The sequence below is a fragment of the Mesorhizobium sp. LSHC420B00 genome, assembly GCF_000503055.1.
In the GTDB taxonomy this organism is placed as follows: domain Bacteria; phylum Pseudomonadota; class Alphaproteobacteria; order Rhizobiales; family Rhizobiaceae; genus Mesorhizobium.
Genome location: NZ_AYVY01000001.1, coordinates 495,365 through 514,746, shown reverse-complemented (window position 1 = coordinate 514,746; position 19,382 = coordinate 495,365). Strand labels below are relative to the sequence as shown.

Genomic DNA, 19,382 nt, shown 5'->3' with positions numbered 1-19,382 from the left:
CCGGGCGGGTATCTGGAGAGGCAGATCCAGCCCATTTCGTCGTGCTATAGTCGAAAGCCGAGGTGGAGACCACCACTAAGCTGATGCTTCAGCTTGCCTCGCGCATGGCTTCGGCAGCCTGCAGGTCGACCGACACCAGTTGGCTAACGCCTTGCTCGGCCATGGTTACCCCGAACAGCCGGTCCATGCGCGCCATGGTGATCGGGTTGTGTGTGATGATGACGAAGCGCGTTTCGGTGGTTGCGGCCATTTCGTCCATCAGATTGCAGAAGCGTTCGACATTGTGGTCGTCGAGCGGGGCGTCGACTTCATCGAGCACGCAGATCGGCGCCGGGTTGGTCAGGAACACGGCGAAGATCAGCGACATCGCCGTCAATGCCTGCTCACCGCCGGACAGCAGCGTCATCGTCTGCGGTTTCTTGCCGGGCGGGCGCGCCAGGATCTCGAGCCCGGCTTCGAGCGGATCGTCGGACTCGATCAGTTGCAGCTCGGCGGTGCCGCCGCCGAACAAATGCGAAAACAGCCGCTGAAAATGGCCGTTGACCACCTCGAAGGCGGCGAGCAGCCGCTCGCGGCCTTCGCGGTTCAGGCTGTGGATCGCCTGCCGCAGCTTGCGGATCGCCTCGATGATGTCGTCGCGCTCGGAGACGATGGTCTCCAGCCGGTCCGATAGTTCCTTCTGCTCTTCCTCGGCGCGCAAATTGACGGCGCCCAACCGTTCGCGCTCAACCTTCAGCCGGTCGAGCTGACGCTCGATCTCGGCCATTTCGGGCATCGGGCTGTCGGGTTCGAGGCCAGTGTGGCGGATCACCAGATGCGGCGGCGTGTTCAGCGTTTCCTGGATGCGCGCCTCGACTTCCAGCCGACGCTCGTCGGCGGCGGTCAGCCGCTCTTCGGCGCGAACACGCGTTTCGCGCGCTTCGGCGAGCGACTGAATGGCAGCGGTCGCAGCCTTGTCCAGCTCGGACTGCCGGTTCTCCGCTTCCTGCAAGCGGTCACCTGCAGCTTTTCGCAGGCTTTCGGCCTCGGCGAGTTGCGACAGCAGGGCGCGCCGTTTGGCGTCGATCTCGTCGGGTGCGTCGGCCAGTTGCTCGCGCTCGGCCTCAGCCTCTGCCTTGCGTTCGCCGAGTGCCGCGATCTGCGTCGAGGCGTTTTCGGCGCGCTCCACCCAATTGCGCCGTTCCGCGCCGATCGCGTCGAGCCGGCGCGTACGTGCCTCGGCTTCTCGCCTCAGGCCCTCGTGAACGGCACGCGCATCGGCAAGGGCGGCGCGGTCGCGGGCGACGTTGGCCGCCGACTGCTCGAGCTGCAGTTGCAGATCGCCGAGATCGGGAGCGTCTTGCAGCAGCATTTCCGCCTCGACGAATGCTGCCGCCGTCTCCTCATGGCTGTCGACGATACGCGCGCGCGCCTCGTCAAGTGCTGCACGCCGGCTCGACAGTTCGCCGCCGGCTTTTTCGGCCTCAGCCAGCGTATTGCGGGCAGCATCCAGCCCATGCTGGGCGTCGCGCCCGGCCTGTCGGGCATTGCGTTCGGCCTCGCTCGCCTGGGCAAGCGCCTGTTCGGCCTGCGCAAGCGCCTGTTCGGCTTCGCGCAGGATGCGCGTGGCATGAACCGCTTCGGCATCGAGTTCGGCCAGCCGGTTTTTCTGCGCCAGCCGCTGCGCGGCGGCGGTCGGCGCATCGGCGCTGGCGGTGAAGCCATCCCAACGCCAGAGCGCGCCTTCGCGGCTGACCAATCGTTGACCGGGAGCAAGCAGCGTCTGCAACTTTCTTCCGTCGGCGGCATCGACAATGCCGATCTGGGCCAGCCGGCGGGCCAGTTGCGCCGGCGCGCGCACCACGCTAGCGAGGCTCTTTATGCGTTCCGGCAAAGCGACATCGCCGGGCTGGATTTCGCTCTGGCCCCAATGCACAGGCGCGCTACGATCAAGCGGCACGTCAAGATCTTCGCCAAGCGCGGCACCCAGCGCCGTCTCGTAGCCACGCTCGACGCTGATCTGCTCCAGCACCGAGGGAAACAAATCGCCGCTCGCGGCGTTCAGGATCTTGGCGAGCGTGCGGGCCTCGGTTTCGATCCGCGCCAGTTCGGCCTTTGCGTCCTGAACCGGTGGGCGGGCGGCACTTTCGCTTGCGCGTGCCTCGGCGACCGCCTGTTCCGTGGCAATCGCGGCTCGTTCGGCCCCTTCGAGCAGCGCCTGCGCCTGTTCGACCAGCAGCCGCTTCTCGGCGGGGTCGGGCAGGCCGGCGACCCTGGAGACGATCTCCGACAGTTCGCGGTCGACATCGGCAAGCTGGCGGGCAAAGCGGTCGCGGCGCTCAGCGGTATCGCGCAGCGTCCGTTCAATCTGGTTGCGCGAGGCGGCCGCCTCCGCCCGTTCGGCGGTCAGCGAGGCCAGCTTGGCCTCGCTCGAAGCAAGCGTCGATGCCGCCTGCTCGAAAGCCGCGCGGGTGCTGGCCTCGCGCTCGGCGGCGCCGGCGTTTTCGACATTGAGCGCGGCTTCTTCGGCGGCGAGGCGTTCGAGGATATCCGCATTGTCGCGGACCATGCGCTCCTCGCGGGCAAGGTCGCCATCGAGCTGTTGCAGTCGGCGGTCGAGCTCAGCCTGGCGGGCGCGGATGCGGCCTGCCTCTTCCTCGATCTGTGCCTTGGCGATCGACAGACGCTGGAAGGCGGCGGCGGCGGCGGCTTCCGCATCGCGCAGGTCCGGCAGCCGGTGGGCGTTGATACCTTGTTCCCTTGCGGCAGCCATCTGGGCGGCAGCACGGTCGCCGACCAGCGCGGTGGCAATCGCCAGCGCCGAACGCGCTTCGCCTTCCTGCGTCTTGGCCAGCGTCCAACGCAGATGCAGCAGCGTCGCTTCGGCCTTGCGGATGTCGGCCGACAGGTTCTTGAAGCGCGAGGCCTGGCGGGCCTGGCGTTTCAGGCTTTCGATCTGGCTTTCCAGCTCGCCGACGACGTCATCCAGCCGTTCGAGGTTCTGTTCGGCCGCCTTCAGCCGCAGCTCGGCTTCGTGGCGCCGTGTGTGCAGGCCGGAAATGCCGGCCGCCTCTTCCAGCAGTGCGCGGCGCGCCTGCGGCTTTGCCTGGATCAGCTCGCCGATGCGGCCCTGGCCAACCATCGAGGGCGAGCGGGCGCCGGTCGACTGGTCGGCGAACAGCAGCTGGACATCCTTGGCACGGGCTTCCTTGCCATTGATGCGGTAGAGCGAGCCGGCCTCGCGCTCGATGCGGCGCGAGACCTGCAACTCATCGGCGTCGTTGAAGGCAGACGGCGCAGTCCGGTCGCTATTGTCGAGGAACAGCGTGACTTCGGCGGTGTTGCGGGCCGGACGCGTTCCCGAGCCGGAAAAGATGACGTCGTCCATGCCGGACGCACGCATGTTCTTGTAAGAGCTTTCGCCCATAACCCAGCGTAGCGCCTCGACCAGGTTCGACTTGCCGCAGCCGTTCGGCCCGACGATGCCGGTCAGGCCGCGTTCGATGACGAACTCGCCGGGTTCGACGAAGGATTTGAAGCCGAGGAGGCGAAGGCGCGAGAACTTCATTCGCGCCGACCCATAGCCAAGTTTCGCAAAACTGTTCCGCGGTTTTGCAAGGAGAACCAGCGGCAAGACAAAGAAGTGCGCACGCCGAAGCGCAGCCGCTTCGGCGCTGCCGAAACGTCAGAGCAGAGGGTCGATGATGGCCGACATTTCCGCAATCGACATCGCCCCTTTGTAGGTCTTTCCGTTGATGAAAAAGGTCGGTGTGGAATCGACCTTGAATTCGTCGGCGCCGCGCTTCTGGACGGATCTCACATCGTCCAGAAGCTTCTGGTCCGTCAAGCAGGCCTCGAAGGACTCCTGTGTAAAACCGGCAAGCTTGGCGATTTGCAGCAGTGCGTCCTTGGTATTGTTCACACCAACCCAGTTCGCCTGCTGCCTGAACAGCACGTCGACCATCGGGAAATAGTTGTCCTTGGAGCAGCGCGCCAGCATGAAACCGGCCTCGGCGCTGGGGTCGAACGGAAATTCGCGCAGGATGTAACGGGCCTTGCCGGTGTCGATATATTTCGTCTTCAGCTCCGGAAAAGTGGTCTCGGCGAAATGCGCGCAATGCGGGCAGGTCATCGATGCATATTCAACGATGGTGACCTTTGCGTCGTCCTTGCCGAGCTGCATGTCGGGCAGCGCGCCGGGCTTCAACAAGGCTGCCATATCCACCGTGCCCTGAGCTTCAGGCGCTTTGGCGGCGGCTGGAGCGGCCGGCTTCGCAGGTTCCGCCGGAGCCGCAGGCTTCACATCCTGCGCCTCGGCTTTCTCGCCGGAATCGCTGCAGGCGGCAAGCAGCGCCACCGCTGGTATGGCGGCGAGCGACGACAAGAGATTTCTGCGGGACAAGGAACGGATCATACGAATCACCTGGCAATAGTTGGATTTTGCAATGCAAAGGCTACAAAAAGCGAGAGTTGGCGCGAATTAAGGCATTGCCACCCCTATTCCAATCGGCAAATTCGAGCATGCCATCACGATAGCGCGAGATTACGGCTTCCTTTGGCCTAGAATGGTGGCGCCAAGCCGCTCCAGCGAGGCGCGCAGCCCGTCGTCCTCGATCAAACCGACAGTGCCCGACAGCTTCGCCTTCTCGGCCACGGTCAGCGGCCGCAAAATGGGTTTCGGCTTTTCCTTGCCAGTCATTACCGGTTTCTGCACGATCCTGATCCGGCCGATCGCATTGAAGCCGAGAAACGCATTGACCCGGTTGATGATCTCGCCGGTCTCGTGCTGCAGATGCAGTGCCGCCACACCCTCGCAGGCAATCACCAGCACCGCCGGCTCGAACGGATCGTCCTCGTGCATGCGGCGTGGCCACTGGATCTTTTCCGGGCGCGAGCGGCCGGCAAGCCGCGGCCCGGCAATCTCTTCCCACGACTGAACCAGCCCGATCGACATGCCGGCCCGCTTGCGCAGCACCGGGTCGAGGATCTCGGTTGCGAGATCGCTCACCGGAACGGGATTGCCGAAGGGCCTTTTCCCTGCCATGTGCGTTCTCCAGTCACCAGCTTCAGCACCAGTGGATTAGGGCCGACCCTCGATCAATGGCACTGCACGACCAGACCCGCAAGGCCGTATCCGGAGACAATGGCGAGATCGCGTTCCGGCTGCTTGGCTGGTACGACGCGCATCACCGCGACCTGCCCTGGCGCGTTCCGCCGCGCCCGCTGGCAGGCGGCGCGCAGCCCGATCCCTATCTGGTCTGGCTTTCCGAGGTGATGCTGCAGCAAACCACGGTCGAGGCGGTAAAATCCTATTTCCGGGCGTTCGTGCAGAAGTGGCCAACTGTCGAGGCACTGGCGGCGGCACCGATCGAAGACGTCATGAAGGCCTGGGCCGGGCTCGGCTATTATTCTCGCGCCCGCAACCTCAAGGCTTGCGCCGATCTCGTCGCGCGGCTAGGCGGCCGCTTTCCGGACAGTGAGACCGGCTTGAAGGAACTGCCCGGTATCGGCGCCTATACGGCAGCGGCGATCGCGGCGATCGCCTTCGACCGACCAGCCGCGGTCGTCGACGGCAATGTCGAACGGGTCGTCTCACGGCTGTTTTCGATCGCCACGCCGCTGGGCGAAGCCAAGAGCGAGATACGCAGCCATGTCGAGCACATGGTTCCCGGGACAAGGCCCGGCGACTTCGCGCAGGCGATGATGGACTTGGGCGCGACGATCTGCACACCGCGCCGGCCCCGCTGCGTGCTTTGCCCCGTCAGGCAGGATTGCAGCGCCACAATCTCGGGCGATCCCGAGCGCTTTCCGGTCCGCCTGCCCAAGGCCGAGAAACCCTTGCGCCGCGGCGCCGCTTTCGTCGCCGTCAGGGGCGACGGCGCCGTGCTTTTGCGCAAGCGCGTCGAAAAAGGCCTGCTGGGCGGCATGACCGAAGTGCCGACGACCGGCTGGACCGCGCGCATCGACGGCGCCACAACGGAAGCGGCAGCCCCGTTCCCCGGCGACTGGCGGCAGGCCGGACGCATCGGCCATGTCTTTACCCATTTTGCGCTCGAACTCGACGTGTTCAAGGCGGAGACCGACAGCGCCGCCCCGCCCGGGCATTTCTGGTCGCTGGCCCATGAAATTTCCGGGGAAGCGCTGCCGAGCGTCATGAAAAAGGTAATCGAAGCGGCGATACCGGGCGCGACGAAGAAGCAGCGGCCGCATTGAAAGAGAGAAGAATGTCCGAAATCCGCCACATCGTTTTCGACATCGGCAAAGTGCTGATCCACTATGATCCGAACCTGCCCTTCAGCCGCTTGATCCCCGATCCAGACGAACGGAAATGGTTCTTCGACAATGTCTGCACGCATGATTGGAACATCGAGCAGGATCGCGGCCGGACCTGGGAAGAGGCAGAGACGCTCCTGATCGCCCAGTACCCGGATCACGAACAGAATATCCGCAATTTCCGCCGCCATTGGCACGAAATGGCACCGCATGCCTATAATGACAGCGTAGCCATCATGGAGCGCCTGATCGACACTGGCCATGACGTGACGCTGCTGACCAACTGGGCTGACGATACGTTCCGCGAAGCGCGCGACCGCTTTCCGTTCCTGGAGCGCCCGCGCGGCATCACCGTGTCAGCCGAGATCGGGCTAATCAAGCCGGATCGCGCCATCTATGATCACCACGTCACCGCGTTCGGCCTCGAACCGTCAGCCACGCTATTCATCGACGACAGCCAGAAAAATGTCGACGGCGCCAAGGCGGCCGGCTGGCAGTCGGTGCTGTTCACCGATGCAAAGACGCTCAGGGCGGACCTTGCGCGTCTTGGGATCAAGGTGTGATTTGAATCGCTTCCAGGGACTGGCTGAGCCTTCGCATTAACTGATCTGTCGCAACTCAGAAACCGTCAGGCCCCTGCCCGTTCCATGCCTAGCCGCGCAATGCGGCGAAGCTCGTCAATCGGGGTCAGGCCTCCGCTGCGCTCATAATGCCAGAAGGTCCATCCGTTGCAGGCGTCCAGCCCCTGTACCTCAGCGCCGATCTTGTGGATCGACCCGGCACTGTCGCCGATCGCCAGCGTGCCGTCGGCACGCACCTTGGCCGCCCAACGCTTCTTGGCGTCGTAGAGCGTAGCGCCGGGTGCCACCAGGCCATTGTCGAGCAGCGTGACGAAGGCAACGCGCGGCTCGGCGCGCTTGCCGGTCAGCACTGTCAAATTGGCGCCGTCCAGCGGCCGGACCGCATCGATGCGTTCCATGGCGGCATCGATATAGGCTTGCTCACGCTCGATGCCGACGAAGTGGCGGCCAAGCCGTTTGGCCACCGCACCGGTGGTTCCTGAACCGAAGAAGGGATCGAGCACGATGTCGCCGGGCCTGGTCGATGCCGTCATGACGCGGGCAAGCAACGCTTCCGGCTTCTGCGTCGGATGCAATTTGTCGCCATTGTCGTTCTTCAGGCGCTCGCCGCCGGTGCAGATCGGAAACAGCCAGTCGGAGCGCATCTGAATGTCGTCGTTCGATGCCTTCAGCGCCTCGTAGTTGAAGGTGTAACCTTTGCCCTTCTGGTCGCGCGATGCCCAGATCATCGTCTCATGCGCGTTCTGGAAGCGACGGCCACGGAAATTGGGCATTGGATTGGTCTTGCGCCAGACGACGTCATTGAGGATCCAGAAGCCCAGGTCCTGCATCTTGGCGCCGACCCTGAAAATATTGTGGTAGGAGCCGATGACCCAGATCGTGCCGTTGGGCTTCAACACGCGGCGCGCCGCCAGCAGCCAGGCGCGGGTGAAGGCGTCGTAGGCCTCAAAACTGTCGAACTGGTCCCAATGGTCGTCGACGGCATCGACCTTGGATTGGTCGGGCCGGTGCAGATCGCCATCGAGCTGCAGATTGTAAGGCGGATCGGCAAAGATCACGTCGATCGATTTTTCCGGCAGCCGTTCCAGCGCGGCGACGCAGTCGCCCTTCAGGATCGTATCCAGCCACTCGGATTGCTGGGGAGCATCGGAAAGCTCGTCGAGAAGACGCACGGCAGACATTATGACACCCAAGGCACGCGTTACTGTTTACTGTCCGTTATGGTTACCGATCAGCGTAAATATTCAGTGAAGCATACTGCCGAATTTGCGAAGCCCGGCCTGTTGGTGTATGCCGCGCCGCCTGAGCCGTTTGGACCAAAGGCCTCTTGGCATTCCCTTCATCCCGCTTTCCGGATCACCATGCCCCAGCCAGACCTTGTCATCTTCGATTGCGACGGCGTGCTCGTCGATTCCGAAATCATCGCCGCACGCATCGATGCCGAGCTTTTGACCTCGGCCGGCTATGAGATATCGGCGGAGGAGATTTCCGAGGTCTATGCCGGGCTGACTTTCAAGGACATCATGATGCGGGTCGAGGAAAAGTCCCGGATCCCGTTCCAGGCCTCCCTGATCGACAAGGAGGAACAGCTGGTCGATCGCCGGCTGCGCAGCGACGTGCGTGCCATCGACGGGGCGCACGAGGCTGTCGCCGCGGTAATGGTGCCGCGCTGCGTCTGTTCGAATTCGCGTTCGGAGCGGATCGAATTCATGCTGGAGAAGGTGCAGCTTTTGCCGTTCTTTGCCGGCCGTATCTTTTCGTCGCTGGAAACGCCGACCGGGAAAACCAAGCCGGCGCCGGACGTGTTCCGGTTCGCCGCGGAAAAGCTCAAGGCCGATCCTGCGAACACCTTCGTCATCGAGGATTCCGTGCATGGCGTCACCGGCGCCAAGACGGCGGGAATGCGCGTCATCGGCTTCACCGGCGCGGCGCACAGCTATCCCGGCCACGCCGATGCGCTGACCGAAGCCGGTGCCGAAACGGTCATCCGCCGCTGGGCGGAACTGAAAAGCGTGATCGCCGCGCTGTCGGAATGGTCGGCGGACGCCTGAGAGGCCGCCTCCAACCGCCGTGGCGCGAATGCACCGGCTCAGTTGGTCGCGGCGGCTTTCTTCTTCTTCGGCTTGTCCGACGCCCCTTTCGGAGCGCCCTCGTCATACCCGGCAAATGCCTGGTAGTCCCGCGCCGTCGGCTCCGGAACGACGACGTTGGAATCGGTGAAGACGAACTGCGTGGCACTCGAGGGATCGGTAACCTGGACCTGATAGGAGTGAAGCTGCGAATAGAGAACTTCGGTGCCGTGCATCACCGCGATACGGATCGGCATGGTGATGGTACCGGGGGCGAACATCGGACCAGGCACGACCTTGCCGGCAACGGCTATCTTCATCGACAAGGAGCCGTTGGCGCGGCTGCAGTCGCGGGTCACATCGGTGATCGAAGCCTGATAGATGATCTTGGCGGAATCGTCCGGCTGATCGACGCCTGCCGCGTCCGCTGGCGGCTGGGCGGCTTGGGCATCCTCGGCGGCAACATCGGTTTTTTTCTTCGGCTTCGGACCGCTCTTGGCGTAGATATTGAAGAAGGCGGTGCCGTCACGCAACGTCACTTTCGGGCAATAGGCCTGCAGCTGGCTGGAAAGCACCTTGGGGTCGGGTGGCGGTGGTGGCGTCGTATCCTTCTTGCCGAAGCCGAGAATGCTATTGTCGCTCGATTGGCAGCCTGCGGCAGCAAGCATAAAGCCGGTGAGCGCCAGACCCGCGACAAAACGACCGTTGAATGAATGAAACGCCATGAACTGCACTTCCCTCTCGCAAAGCCGGTGACGTATATCAACCGCGCGGCAAAAATGCGACTGAGCCAGCGCAGAAATCCACCACCTTACGGCGGGCGAAGATTCCCGCAGCAATGGAAACGTGACGATGCAATATGTGAGTACCCGCGGGGAAGCGCCCGCGCTTGGATTCTCCGACGCGGTGCTGGCCGGGCTGGCCCGCGACGGCGGGCTCTATCTGCCGAGCGCCTGGCCGCATTTTTCCGCAGCAGAGGTCCGCGCCATGCGCGGCCTTGCCTATCCCGATCTTGCAATCCGCGTGCTGTCGCCGTTCCTCGGTGGCGAGATCGCGGCGCCGGTGTTCGAACGGCTGGTGCGCGAAGCCTATGCGACCTTCCGCCATGAGGCCGTCTGCCCGCTGGTGCAGAGCGGGAAGAACAGCTTCGTGCTCGAGTTGTTCCACGGCCCGACGCTCGCGTTCAAGGACGTGGCGATGCAGCTTCTTGCGCGGCTGATGGACCATGTGCTGGCCGAGCGCGACCAGCGCGCCACCATTGTCGGCGCCACTTCCGGCGACACCGGAGGGGCCGCCATCGATGCCTTTGCCGGGCGCAACCGCACCGACATCTTCGTGCTTTTCCCGCACGGCCGCGTCTCGCCGGTGCAGCAGCGGCAGATGACGACGTCGACCGCCGCAAACGTCCAAGCATTGGCGATCGAAGGCAATTTCGACGACTGCCAAGGCCTGGTGAAGGACATGTTCAACGACCACGGTTTTCGCGACCGGGTGTCGCTATCCGGCGTCAATTCGATCAATTGGGCCCGCATCATGGCCCAGATCGTCTATTATTTCTCCTCCGCGCTGTCGCTTGGCGCGCCCGACAGGCCGGTTTCCTTCACGGTGCCGACCGGCAATTTCGGCGACATTTTCGCCGGCTACGCCGCCAAGAAGATGGGATTGCCGATCGAGCGGCTGATCATCGCCACGAACGACAACGATATTCTGGCGCGCACGCTGGCGACCGGCGAATACCGCATGAAAGGGGTCTTTTCGACCACGTCGCCCTCGATGGACATCCAGGTGTCTTCGAACTTCGAACGCTTGCTGTTCGAGGCGTCCGGCCGCGATGCCTCGACCGTGCGGCGCTACATGGACGGGCTCAAGCAGTCCGGCGCCTTCACCATCGAGGCCGGCGAAATCGCCAAGATCCGCTCCGAATTCGACGCCGGCCGCGCCACCATGGGCGAGGTCGCCGCCACAATCCGCACCACACTTGCGGCGAGTGGCTATCTGCTCGACCCGCATACCGCCGCAGCCGTGCATGTGGCCACTGGCAAAGCCGCCGGTGAGGTGCCAATGGTGGTGCTGGGCACTGCGCACCCGGCAAAGTTTCCGGCGGCCGTCGAAGCCGCCAGCGGCGTGTCGCCTGCCCTCCCCGCATGGCTGGGCGGGTTGATGAGCGCCGAGGAAAAATACACGGTACTTCCATCCGACCTGAAAATGGTGGAAGATTATGTCGGCCGCCACACGCGGGCGGCGCGTTAGGGAGTAATTGCCATATGGGTGTTGAGGTAAGCCGTCTGTCGAACGGCCTGACAGTCGCCACCGAAACCCTTCCAAGCCTCGAATCTGTTGCCCTTGGTGCCTGGGTCAAGTCGGGCGCACGCAACGAGCGTGACGAAGAGCACGGAATGGCGCATTTGCTCGAGCACATGGCTTTCAAGGGCACCAGGCGGCGAAGCGCCTTCGAGATCGCCTCGGAGATCGAGGACGTCGGCGGCGAGATCAATGCCGCGACCAGCGTCGAGACGACCTCCTATTATGCAAGGGTTCTGAGCGACGATGTGCCGCTGGCGGTCGATATCCTTTCCGACATCCTGCAGGACTCCGAATTCGATCCGCAGGAGCTGGAGCGCGAACAGCATGTGATTCTGCAGGAGATCGGCGCCGCGCACGATACGCCCGACGATGTCGTTTTCGATCACTTTACCGAGACCGCCTTCCGCCACCAGACCATCGGCCGCTCGATTCTCGGCACGCCGGAAACCGTCAAATCCTTCACTTCGAAGCAACTGCACGACTTCATCGAACGGCAATACGGCGCCGAGAACATGGTGATGGTGGCAGCCGGCGACATCAAGCACGACGATTTCGTGCGCGAGGTCGAAAAGCGTCTCGGCGGCTTCCGCGGCAAGGCCGACGGCACCATCCCGCAATATGCGCAATATGTCGGCGGCGATTTTCGCGAAGACCGCGACCTGATGGACGCCCAGATCGTGCTGGGTTTCGAGGGCCGTGCCTATCACGTCCGCGATTTCTATGCCTCTCAGGTCCTGTCGATGATCCTCGGCGGCGGCATGTCGTCGCGGCTTTTCCAGGAAGTCCGCGAAAAACGCGGCCTGTGCTATTCGGTCTATGCCTTCCATTGGGGTTTTTCCGACACCGGCGTCTTCGGGGTCCATGCGGCAACCGGACAAAGCGATATCGCCGAGCTGGTGCCTGTGATCATCGACGAGCTGCAAAAGGCCGGCGAAAACATCCTGCAGGAGGAGCTCGACCGGGCGCGTGCCCAATACCGCGCCGGGCTGATCATGTCGGCCGAGAGCCCGGCCAGCCGCGCCTCGCAGATCGCCAGGCAGTTGCTTCTGTTCGGCAGGCCGATCGCCAAGGAAGAGCTGATGGAGCGGCTGTCGGCGCTGACGGTCAAGCGGCTGACGGATCTGTCGTCGCGGCTTTTTTCGACGAAGCCGACGCTTACAGCCGTCGGGCCGGTGGGTACGCTCGCGCCCTATGAAGCGATCCTCGATTCGCTTTCGGGCTCGCAGACCACTGCCCGTAAGCTTGCCGTCTAAGCTTATTCGAGCGTCGTGTTCGCGCTCCCTTTCTTTCGCCGCGACCTGCCGGCACTGAAGGGCGACCTTGTCACGCTGCGTGTGCCGCTGACCAACGACTATCGCGAGTGGTCGGTGCTGCGCGGCGAAAGCCGCGCCTTCCTTGAGCCGTGGGAGCCGCGATGGACCCCTGACGAGCTCGACCGCACCGCATGGCGGCATCGTATCGGCCGCTACCGCGAGGACTATGCGCAGGGGACGGCGATCGCCTTCTTCATCTTCGAGAAAAGCAGCGGCAAGCTTGCCGGCGGTATCACCCTCGGCAATATCCGCCACGGGGTCGCCCAAAGCGGCCATATCGGCTACTGGATCGGCGAGCGCTTCAGCGGACGCGGGCTGATGACCGATGCCGTCAAGGTGGTGACGCGTTTCGCCTTCGAAACGCTGCGGTTGCACCGGATCGAAGCTGCCTGTATCCCCGATAACGCCCGGTCGATCCGCGTGCTTGAAAAAGCCGGATTCCGGCGCGAAGGACTGCTACGATCCTATCTCAGGATCAACGGCATCTGGCAGGACCATTACCTATACGCCCGAATCGCGGACGATCCGCCGGGCGTTGGAACAAAGGGCTGATTTTGACGAATTTTCTGCGGAACGGGTCGCTGCTTGCCCTTATGCTGGCGGCAATCGTCACGCTCTGCGCGGCATCCTCGGCGTTTGCGGTCGAACCGATCAAGATTGCCCGCGACGACGTGGCGCTCGACCTTTCGGGTGCCGTTGAAATCTACCGCAACCAGGGCGAGAATTTCCAAGTCTCAACGGCACCCGGCCCGGACGGCATCGTGCGGCGAATCGAGGTCGAGGCCAATGACGCGCGCTCGACCGGCGACTGGGCGGTGTTCGCGCTCGCCAATACCACCGATCAGCAGCTCGACAGGCTGATTGTCGCACCGCATTTCCGGCTGGTGAATTCCGGCCTGTTCTGGCCGGATCTCGGCTCGACCCGTATCGCCGCGATCACGCCCAGCGAAGGCTTTGCGCTCGACCGCCAGACCAGCCCCGACGCCGACGTGTTCCGGGTGACGCTGAACCCCGGAACGGTGATTACCTTCATCGCCGAGCTCGCCTCGCCCAAGCTGCCGCAGGTCTATCTGTGGGACCCCGAATCCTACAAGGACTCGGTCAATTCCTACACGCTGTTTCGTGGCATCGTCATCGGCATCGCCGGCCTGCTGGCGCTGTTCCTGACCATTCTTTTCGTCGTCAAGGGGACCTCGATGTTCCCGGCGACGGCGGCCCTAGCCTGGGCGGTGCTTGCCTATATCTGCGTCGATTTCGGCTTTCTCAACAAGATCATAGAAATATCCCCGGGCAATGAGCAGATGTGGCGCGCCGGAACGGAGGTGGCGCTTGCGGCGACCTTCGTGGTGTTCCTGTTTGCCTATCTCAACCTCAACCGATGGCACGGCCATTTCAGCTACGGCGCACTGGTCTGGATCCTCGGGCTGGTGCTGATCGCCGGCGTTGCCATCGTCGATCCGGCGGTTGCCGCCGGCATTGCCAGGCTGTCCTTCGCAGCCACCGCGCTGACCGGGCTCGGCCTGATCATCTTCCTCGGTATACGCGGTTACGACCGCGCCATCATGCTGGTGCCCAGTTGGGTGATGGTTCTGCTGTGGCTATGCGGATCGTGGATGGCAATCACCGGCATGCTGGACAACGATATCGCCCAGCCGGCGCTGGGCGGTGGGCTGATCCTCATCATCCTGCTGATCGGCTTCACCGTGATGCAGCACGCTTTTGCCGGCGGCGCCCTGCATCAGGGCCTGTTCTCCGACCTCGAGCGGCAGGCGTTGGCGGTTGCCGGATCGGGCGATACCGTGTGGGACTGGGACGTGCTGCGCGACCGTGTCGTCACTCGTCCCGACGTCAGCATTCAGCTCGGCCTTGCGCCCAACAGCCTCGGCGGCCCTGCCCGCAACTGGCTGCCGGTGCTGCATGCCGACGACCGCGACACGTTTCGTACGACACTCGACGTGGTGCTCGAGCACCGGCGCGGCCGGGTGTCGCAAAACTTCCGCCTGCGCGGCGCCGACGGGCACTATCACTGGTTTTCGCTGCGCGCCCGGCCGGTGATCGGCTCGGACGGCGAGGTCATCCGCTGCGTCGGCACCATGGTCGACGTGACGGAGCAGAAAAAGTCCGAGGAACGGCTGCTGCATGACGCCGTACATGACAATCTGACCGGCCTGCCCAACCGCGAGCTGTTCATGAACCGGCTGGAGGCGATCATCTCGATCGCCCGCACCGAAGAGAAGGTGCGCCCGACCGTCTTCGTCATCGACATCGACCGCTTCAAGCAGGTCAATGACGGGCTCGGCATCTCGGCCGGCGACACCATCCTTTTGACCATCGCGCGGCGGCTGCACCGGCTGCTCAAGCCGAAGGATTCGCTGTCGCGATTTGCCGGCGACCAGTTCGCGCTGATGCTTTTGTCGGAGCAGGATCCGGCTCGCATCGCGGCCATTGCCGATGCCATCAAGCACGCCATCAACAACCCGATCACCTTCGCCAAGCGCGAGATCGTGCTGACCGCCTCGATCGGGCTGATCACCTGGACCTCCACGCAGACCTCGGCTGAGGACATGGTCAAGGACGCCGAGCTTGCCATGCATCAAGCCAAGCGCTTCGGCGGCGACAGGATCGAGCCGTTCCGGCCAGCCTTCCGCACCGTCGGCACCGACCGGCTGCAGTTCGAGTCCGATCTGCGCCGCGCTATCGAACGACGCGAATTCACGCTTGCCTACCAGCCAATCGTGCGGCTGGAGGACGGCAGCGTTGCCGGCTTCGAAGCGCTGCTGCGCTGGGACCATCCGCGTCGCGGCATGATTCCGCCGGCGGATTTCATCCCGGTCGCCGAAAACTGCGGCCTGATCGTGCAGCTTGGCCTGTTTGCCATGCAACAGGCTGCCGAAGACCTAGCAGGATGGCAAAAGCAGATCGGCGATGCGCCGCTGTCGGTCTCGGTCAATCTGTCCAGCCGTCAGCTCATCCGCCGCGACCTGGTCAGCGACGTCCGCTCGGTGATCGCGCGGGCCAATCTGAAACCGCGCTGCTTCCGGCTCGAACTCACCGAATCGCTGGTGATGGACAATCCCGAGCAGACCGCCCATGTGCTGACCAAGCTGAAGCAGCTTGGCATCGGCCTGTCGCTGGACGATTTCGGCACCGGCTATTCATCGCTGGCCTATCTGACGCGCTTTCCGTTCGACACCATCAAGATCGACAAGAGCTTCGTCGACGACGCGACGCCGAAACGCGCGGTGCTGCTCAAATCCATGGTCAACATGGCGCATGAACTCGGCCTGTCGGTTGTCGCCGAAGGCATTTCGGACGAGAGCGATGCGCTGGAGTTGCGGCAGATGGGCTGCGAATACGTGCAGAGTTTCATGTTCGGAGCGCCGATGCCGGGCGACCAGGTGCTGAAGACGCTGAAGGAACAGTATCCGCTCACTCAGGCGTGACAAATTTCGGGACGTAATGAGGTTCAGGCGTGACCGGCAGCCAGGCTGAGATGCGCGAGATCGATGCCGATCGAGGCAAGGATCCGGTCGTATTTGCGGTCGATGTCGGCGTCGAACAGAAGCTCGGCACTAGCCGGGCAAGTCAGCCAGCCATTCTCGACGATCTCGTTTTCAAGCTGACCCGCACCCCAGCCGGCATAGCCGAGCGCCATCAGAGCCCGCCGGGGTCCGCGGCCGGAGGAGATGGCGCGCAATATGTCGACGGTCGCAGTCAGGCAGACGTCGTCGGACACGGCGAGCGAGGATTCCACCCGGTAGTCGCCCGAATGCAGGACGAAGCCGCGGCTGCGATCCACCGGTCCGCCATTGCGCACGACGAAGTCGCGCGCCGGCGGCGGCAGGCGAATTGCCTCCAGTTCGTTCATGATCCCGAGTTGCACGAGCAGGTCCGGAAACAGCATCTGCTGCGTCTGGTTGATGATCAACCCCATCGCGCCTTCGTCGCTGTGCGCGCAAATGTAGATGACGGAGCGCGTGAAGCGGTCGTCCTTCATGCCGGGCATGGCAATCAGGAACTGGTCGTCGAGAAAGCCGGGTCCTGCGGCCGTCTTTTTATGACGCAACAAATCCATGACCACAGCGTAACGCGTTTCCAGGGCGCCGAAAAGATGGGCGGCGCCCGATTTGATCAGGCTCATAAGTCAAAGGTCACGCAAATATGATGCCGGCGGCGTCATGAAATCATTGTGCGGCCATCAACAGACGATCAAATCATTGCCATGCAAAGCTTGAAAATCCTGCTGCTTGGCGTGGCCATTGGGTCGGCGACCTGCCTCCCCGCCTCAGCCTCCTCGTCGGCCTGGTACAATAGCGAAGGCGGCCGGGTGCGGCTGGTGACGAGCGGCAAAGCCGACGAGGCCGGGCGTCTCCAAGGTGTCCTCGACATTGCGCTGAAGCCAGGCTGGAAGACCTATTGGCGCGATCCGGGCGATGCGGGCGTGCCGCCACAGATCGACATCTCGGCCAGCACCAACATTGCCGACGCGACGCTTTCGTTTCCGCCGCCGCAGCGCCACGATGACGGCTATGGCAAATGGGCCGGCTACGACCACCCGGTTTCATTGCCGGTGACGTTCACGCTTGCTGCACCCGGCCAGCCGGCCGTCATCGATGCGGACATCTTCCTCGGCATTTGCGAAACCATCTGCATCCCGGTGCAGACAAGGCTGACCATCGATCCCGGCGCCGATCCCGACAACGCCGAGGATGCGGCACTGGTCAAGGCAGGCCTTGCAACTCTGCCCGCCACGGCAACGCCCGATTTCGGAATAAACGTACTGCCGGGCGATCACGAAACCCTGATTGTCGAAGCGAGCTTTCCGGGCACTCCCGAGGCCGCCGACTTCTTCGTTGCCGGCGAACGCGACTACATGTTCGGTGCCCCGACCCGCAGCGAAAAGGATGGCAAGCTGATCTTTACGGTGCCGATCCTCGACAGGCCGTCGACAACGCCAACCGATGGCGGCCTTCACTACACACTGACAAGTGCCGCTGGCGCGGTCGAAGGCCTGCTGCCTTTTCCGTGATGCCAACGTCTGGACGGTTGCCGGGCGCGCCTTAGTTCGCTATCGCAAGGACACTCCCTTTCCATTCTCAAGCGAGGACCATCATGACGATCTCCGTTGGCGACAAACTGCCGGGTGCGACCTTCAAGACAATGACCGCCGACGGTGCAAAGCCGATCACGACGGGCGAGATATTCTCAGGAAAGACGGTCGTGCTGTTTGGCGTTCCAGGCGCTTTCACGCCGACCTGCAGCAATAATCACCTGCCGGGCTACCTGGATAATTACGACGCCATCCTGGCGCGCGGCGTCGACACTATCGCCGTCGTCTCGGTCAACGATGTTCACGTCATGGGAGCCTGGGCTCGCTTCAGCGGCGGTGAAGGCAAAATACTTTATCTTGCCGATGGCAATGGCGATTTCGCCAAATCGGTCGGCCTCGACGCCGACCTCTCCAGCGGCGGCATGGGGCTGCGCTCGAGGCGTTTTTCGATGATCGTCGATGACGGCAAGGTCACCGCACTCAATGTCGAGACAAAGCCCGGCGTCGACGAGTCCGGTGCGGCTCACATTCTCGGACAGCTTTCCGTCTTGGCGACAGCCTAGGCCAGGGATGACAAAGGGCGCCTTCGAGCGCTACGCGTTCAAAGGATGCCGCCTTTTCATCGGCGCATGATCCTTCCGAAAGCCGACCCGGTCTTCAGGGCCATGCGTCGGCGCTTCGGGACTGCTTGCTTTTTGGGACCTCGGTTATGTCTGACATCTTTTGGCGCGCTGTCGCGATCGGTATCGGCGCAACCGCGCTTATGGATATCTGGGCGATTTTCCTGAACAAGGCGTTTGCTCAGCCGCGGCCGAACTGGGGGCTGGTCGGCCGCTGGGTCTGGCATCTCAGGGAAGGCAAGGTCTTCCATGACGACATTGGCGAGGCCTCGCCCTATGCGCATGAATCTGCACTTGGCTGGGCCTTTCATTATGCTGTCGGCATCGTCTACGGCATCATACTGGTCGTGCTGGCCGGAACGGGCTGGCTCACCGCGCCGACCTTCCTGCCGGCCTTTATCCTCGGCATCGTCACCGTCGGCGCCGGTTGGTTTCTGCTGGCGCCCGGCATGGGTGCCGGCTGGGCCGCTTCGAAGCGCCCCAATCCAATGCAGGTCCGCGCCCTCAATCTGGTGTCGCACACGGTGTTCGCGCTCGGACTGTTCGGCACCGCCCTGCTCATCCGATAGCCAAGTCAGCCGTCGCGGCGCTGCGCCGGCCTGTCGATCGGCTGCCATCCATGGATAACGCGACGCGCACCGGTATCGTATGCGAAGTAGTTCCCGCCGCCCGCTGGCTGATCCGCCTCGCGGCTGATTTCCCGACCGCTCAAAGAGAGCAGCAGGAGCGTTCCGACACCTCCGTGACCTATGAATGCGACGTCGACAGCGGCGTCGGTGCCTAGCACAGTGTCTACCTCGCTTAGAATACGACGCTGGGCATCGATAGCTCGCTCCCATCCACGAATGCTGCTGTTTGGATTGGCGAAGAATTGGTCGGCGACCGCTTCGAACTCGGAAGGCGGCAGGAAACCGGTTGCCGATCGGTCATTCTCATGCATCCCTTCCCTCACCTCGATCGCAAGGCGGAGATGCCTTCCGAGTATCTCGGCGGTTTCTATCGCCTTGCGTTCACCCGATGACACGATCCGCCGAATCGACCCAACCCACGGCTGATCGAGCATTGCCGATGTTCTCGCTCGCCCGAGGTCGGATAGTCCCCATTCCGCCACTGGAACGTTGGCATCGACCTGAACCTGGGGATGCGTGATGTAGTATGCGATCGGCATGATAGAGCTCTTCCTGCCAGAGAGC

At 63.2% G+C, this 19,382-nt stretch carries 17 protein-coding genes; 10 read left to right on the top strand and 7 right to left on the bottom strand.

Going from position 1 to position 19,382, the window contains the following annotated elements:
- Positions 1 to 88: 88 nt before the first annotated feature.
- From smc to X760_RS43180, 3 genes are all read right to left on the bottom strand, one after another.
- Complete coding sequence (gene smc / locus X760_RS43190) at positions 89 to 3,547, bottom strand: chromosome segregation protein SMC (protein WP_023716946.1); 3,459 nt, start codon at positions 3,545 to 3,547, stop codon at positions 89 to 91.
- A 117-nt stretch (positions 3,548 to 3,664) separates the two neighbouring features.
- Positions 3,665 to 4,393 (bottom strand): DsbA family protein, encoded by a 729-nt coding sequence (locus tag X760_RS43185; RefSeq protein ID WP_023716945.1) that lies wholly within the window; start codon positions 4,391 to 4,393, stop codon positions 3,665 to 3,667.
- 129 nt (positions 4,394 to 4,522) lie between these two features.
- Positions 4,523 to 5,023, bottom strand: a complete 501-nt coding sequence (locus X760_RS43180; protein WP_023716944.1) for a DUF721 domain-containing protein — start codon at positions 5,021 to 5,023, stop codon at positions 4,523 to 4,525.
- A 56-nt stretch (positions 5,024 to 5,079) separates the two neighbouring features.
- Here X760_RS43180 and mutY point away from each other — a divergent pair, with 56 nt between their 5' ends.
- Positions 5,080 to 6,192: an A/G-specific adenine glycosylase gene (gene mutY, locus X760_RS43175; protein WP_023716943.1), complete on the top strand. Its 1,113-nt coding sequence runs from the start codon at positions 5,080 to 5,082 to the stop codon at positions 6,190 to 6,192.
- Between the two features lie 11 nt (positions 6,193 to 6,203).
- Positions 6,204 to 6,815 (top strand): HAD family phosphatase, encoded by a 612-nt coding sequence (locus X760_RS43170; RefSeq protein ID WP_023716942.1) that lies wholly within the window; start codon positions 6,204 to 6,206, stop codon positions 6,813 to 6,815.
- Positions 6,816 to 6,880: 65 nt separating this feature from the next.
- Here X760_RS43170 and X760_RS43165 read toward each other — a convergent pair whose 3' ends face one another.
- Positions 6,881 to 8,014, bottom strand: coding sequence for a site-specific DNA-methyltransferase (locus X760_RS43165; RefSeq protein WP_023716941.1), 1,134 nt, complete (start codon positions 8,012 to 8,014; stop codon positions 6,881 to 6,883).
- A 180-nt stretch (positions 8,015 to 8,194) separates the two neighbouring features.
- Here X760_RS43165 and X760_RS43160 point away from each other — a divergent pair, with 180 nt between their 5' ends.
- Positions 8,195 to 8,884, top strand: coding sequence for an HAD family phosphatase (locus tag X760_RS43160; RefSeq protein ID WP_023716940.1), 690 nt, complete (start codon positions 8,195 to 8,197; stop codon positions 8,882 to 8,884).
- Between the two features lie 38 nt (positions 8,885 to 8,922).
- Here X760_RS43160 and X760_RS43155 read toward each other — a convergent pair whose 3' ends face one another.
- The gene (locus X760_RS43155; RefSeq protein ID WP_023716939.1) at positions 8,923 to 9,627 is read right to left on the bottom strand and encodes a hypothetical protein; all 705 of its coding nucleotides are present in this window, start codon (positions 9,625 to 9,627) and stop codon (positions 8,923 to 8,925) included.
- A gap of 127 nt (positions 9,628 to 9,754) precedes the next feature.
- Between X760_RS43155 and thrC the strand changes: the two genes are divergently transcribed.
- The 4 genes from thrC to X760_RS43135 are packed head-to-tail and all read left to right on the top strand — an operon-like array spanning position 9,755 to position 15,962.
- Positions 9,755 to 11,152 carry a threonine synthase gene (gene thrC / locus X760_RS43150; protein ID WP_023716938.1) on the top strand — a complete coding sequence of 466 codons (1,398 nt, stop codon included), beginning with the start codon at positions 9,755 to 9,757 and terminating at the stop codon, positions 11,150 to 11,152.
- A gap of 14 nt (positions 11,153 to 11,166) precedes the next feature.
- Positions 11,167 to 12,459 (top strand): pitrilysin family protein, encoded by a 1,293-nt coding sequence (locus X760_RS43145; protein ID WP_023716937.1) that lies wholly within the window; start codon positions 11,167 to 11,169, stop codon positions 12,457 to 12,459.
- Positions 12,460 to 12,474: 15 nt separating this feature from the next.
- Entirely contained in the window at positions 12,475 to 13,071 is a 597-nt protein-coding gene (locus X760_RS43140) for a GNAT family protein (protein WP_023716936.1), read from the top strand.
- Positions 13,072 to 13,073: 2 nt separating this feature from the next.
- Positions 13,074 to 15,962 (top strand): EAL domain-containing protein, encoded by a 2,889-nt coding sequence (locus X760_RS43135; RefSeq protein ID WP_023716935.1) that lies wholly within the window; start codon positions 13,074 to 13,076, stop codon positions 15,960 to 15,962.
- A 23-nt stretch (positions 15,963 to 15,985) separates the two neighbouring features.
- Here X760_RS43135 and X760_RS43130 read toward each other — a convergent pair whose 3' ends face one another.
- Positions 15,986 to 16,594, bottom strand: coding sequence for a YqgE/AlgH family protein (locus X760_RS43130; RefSeq protein WP_023716934.1), 609 nt, complete (start codon positions 16,592 to 16,594; stop codon positions 15,986 to 15,988).
- A gap of 147 nt (positions 16,595 to 16,741) precedes the next feature.
- Here X760_RS43130 and X760_RS43125 point away from each other — a divergent pair, with 147 nt between their 5' ends.
- The 3 genes from X760_RS43125 (at position 16,742) to X760_RS43115 (ending at position 18,758) form a co-directional block, all read left to right on the top strand.
- The gene (locus X760_RS43125; protein ID WP_023716933.1) at positions 16,742 to 17,548 is read left to right on the top strand and encodes a protein-disulfide reductase DsbD domain-containing protein; all 807 of its coding nucleotides are present in this window, start codon (positions 16,742 to 16,744) and stop codon (positions 17,546 to 17,548) included.
- An 83-nt stretch (positions 17,549 to 17,631) separates the two neighbouring features.
- A complete protein-coding gene (locus X760_RS43120) occupies positions 17,632 to 18,132 on the top strand; it encodes a peroxiredoxin (RefSeq protein WP_023716932.1) in 501 nt (166 codons plus the stop codon).
- Positions 18,133 to 18,278: 146 nt separating this feature from the next.
- Positions 18,279 to 18,758, top strand: coding sequence for a DUF2938 domain-containing protein (locus X760_RS43115; protein ID WP_023716931.1), 480 nt, complete (start codon positions 18,279 to 18,281; stop codon positions 18,756 to 18,758).
- A 5-nt stretch (positions 18,759 to 18,763) separates the two neighbouring features.
- Here the strand turns inward: X760_RS43115 and X760_RS43110 are convergent, their stop codons facing one another.
- Positions 18,764 to 19,357, bottom strand: coding sequence for a histidine phosphatase family protein (locus tag X760_RS43110; protein WP_023716930.1), 594 nt, complete (start codon positions 19,355 to 19,357; stop codon positions 18,764 to 18,766).
- Between the last annotated feature and the right edge of the window lie 25 nt (positions 19,358 to 19,382).

Excerpts from the sequence above, each read along its gene's own strand:
- smc (WP_023716946.1), bottom strand. The coding sequence starts at position 3,547 with ATGAAGTTCTCGCGCCTTCGCCTCCTCGGCTTCAAATCCTTCGTCGAA.
- X760_RS43185 (WP_023716945.1), bottom strand. The coding sequence starts at position 4,393 with ATGATCCGTTCCTTGTCCCGCAGAAATCTCTTGTCGTCGCTCGCCGCC.
- X760_RS43180 (WP_023716944.1), bottom strand. The coding sequence starts at position 5,023 with ATGGCAGGGAAAAGGCCCTTCGGCAATCCCGTTCCGGTGAGCGATCTC.
- mutY (WP_023716943.1), top strand. The coding sequence starts at position 5,080 with ATGGCACTGCACGACCAGACCCGCAAGGCCGTATCCGGAGACAATGGC.
- X760_RS43170 (WP_023716942.1), top strand. The coding sequence starts at position 6,204 with ATGTCCGAAATCCGCCACATCGTTTTCGACATCGGCAAAGTGCTGATC.
- X760_RS43165 (WP_023716941.1), bottom strand. The coding sequence starts at position 8,014 with ATGTCTGCCGTGCGTCTTCTCGACGAGCTTTCCGATGCTCCCCAGCAA.
- X760_RS43160 (WP_023716940.1), top strand. The coding sequence starts at position 8,195 with ATGCCCCAGCCAGACCTTGTCATCTTCGATTGCGACGGCGTGCTCGTC.
- X760_RS43155 (WP_023716939.1), bottom strand. The coding sequence starts at position 9,627 with ATGGCGTTTCATTCATTCAACGGTCGTTTTGTCGCGGGTCTGGCGCTC.
- thrC (WP_023716938.1), top strand. The coding sequence starts at position 9,755 with ATGCAATATGTGAGTACCCGCGGGGAAGCGCCCGCGCTTGGATTCTCC.
- X760_RS43145 (WP_023716937.1), top strand. The coding sequence starts at position 11,167 with ATGGGTGTTGAGGTAAGCCGTCTGTCGAACGGCCTGACAGTCGCCACC.
- X760_RS43130 (WP_023716934.1), bottom strand. The coding sequence starts at position 16,594 with ATGGATTTGTTGCGTCATAAAAAGACGGCCGCAGGACCCGGCTTTCTC.
- X760_RS43125 (WP_023716933.1), top strand. The coding sequence starts at position 16,742 with ATGCAAAGCTTGAAAATCCTGCTGCTTGGCGTGGCCATTGGGTCGGCG.
- X760_RS43120 (WP_023716932.1), top strand. The coding sequence starts at position 17,632 with ATGACGATCTCCGTTGGCGACAAACTGCCGGGTGCGACCTTCAAGACA.
- X760_RS43115 (WP_023716931.1), top strand. The coding sequence starts at position 18,279 with ATGTCTGACATCTTTTGGCGCGCTGTCGCGATCGGTATCGGCGCAACC.
- X760_RS43110 (WP_023716930.1), bottom strand. The coding sequence starts at position 19,357 with ATGCCGATCGCATACTACATCACGCATCCCCAGGTTCAGGTCGATGCC.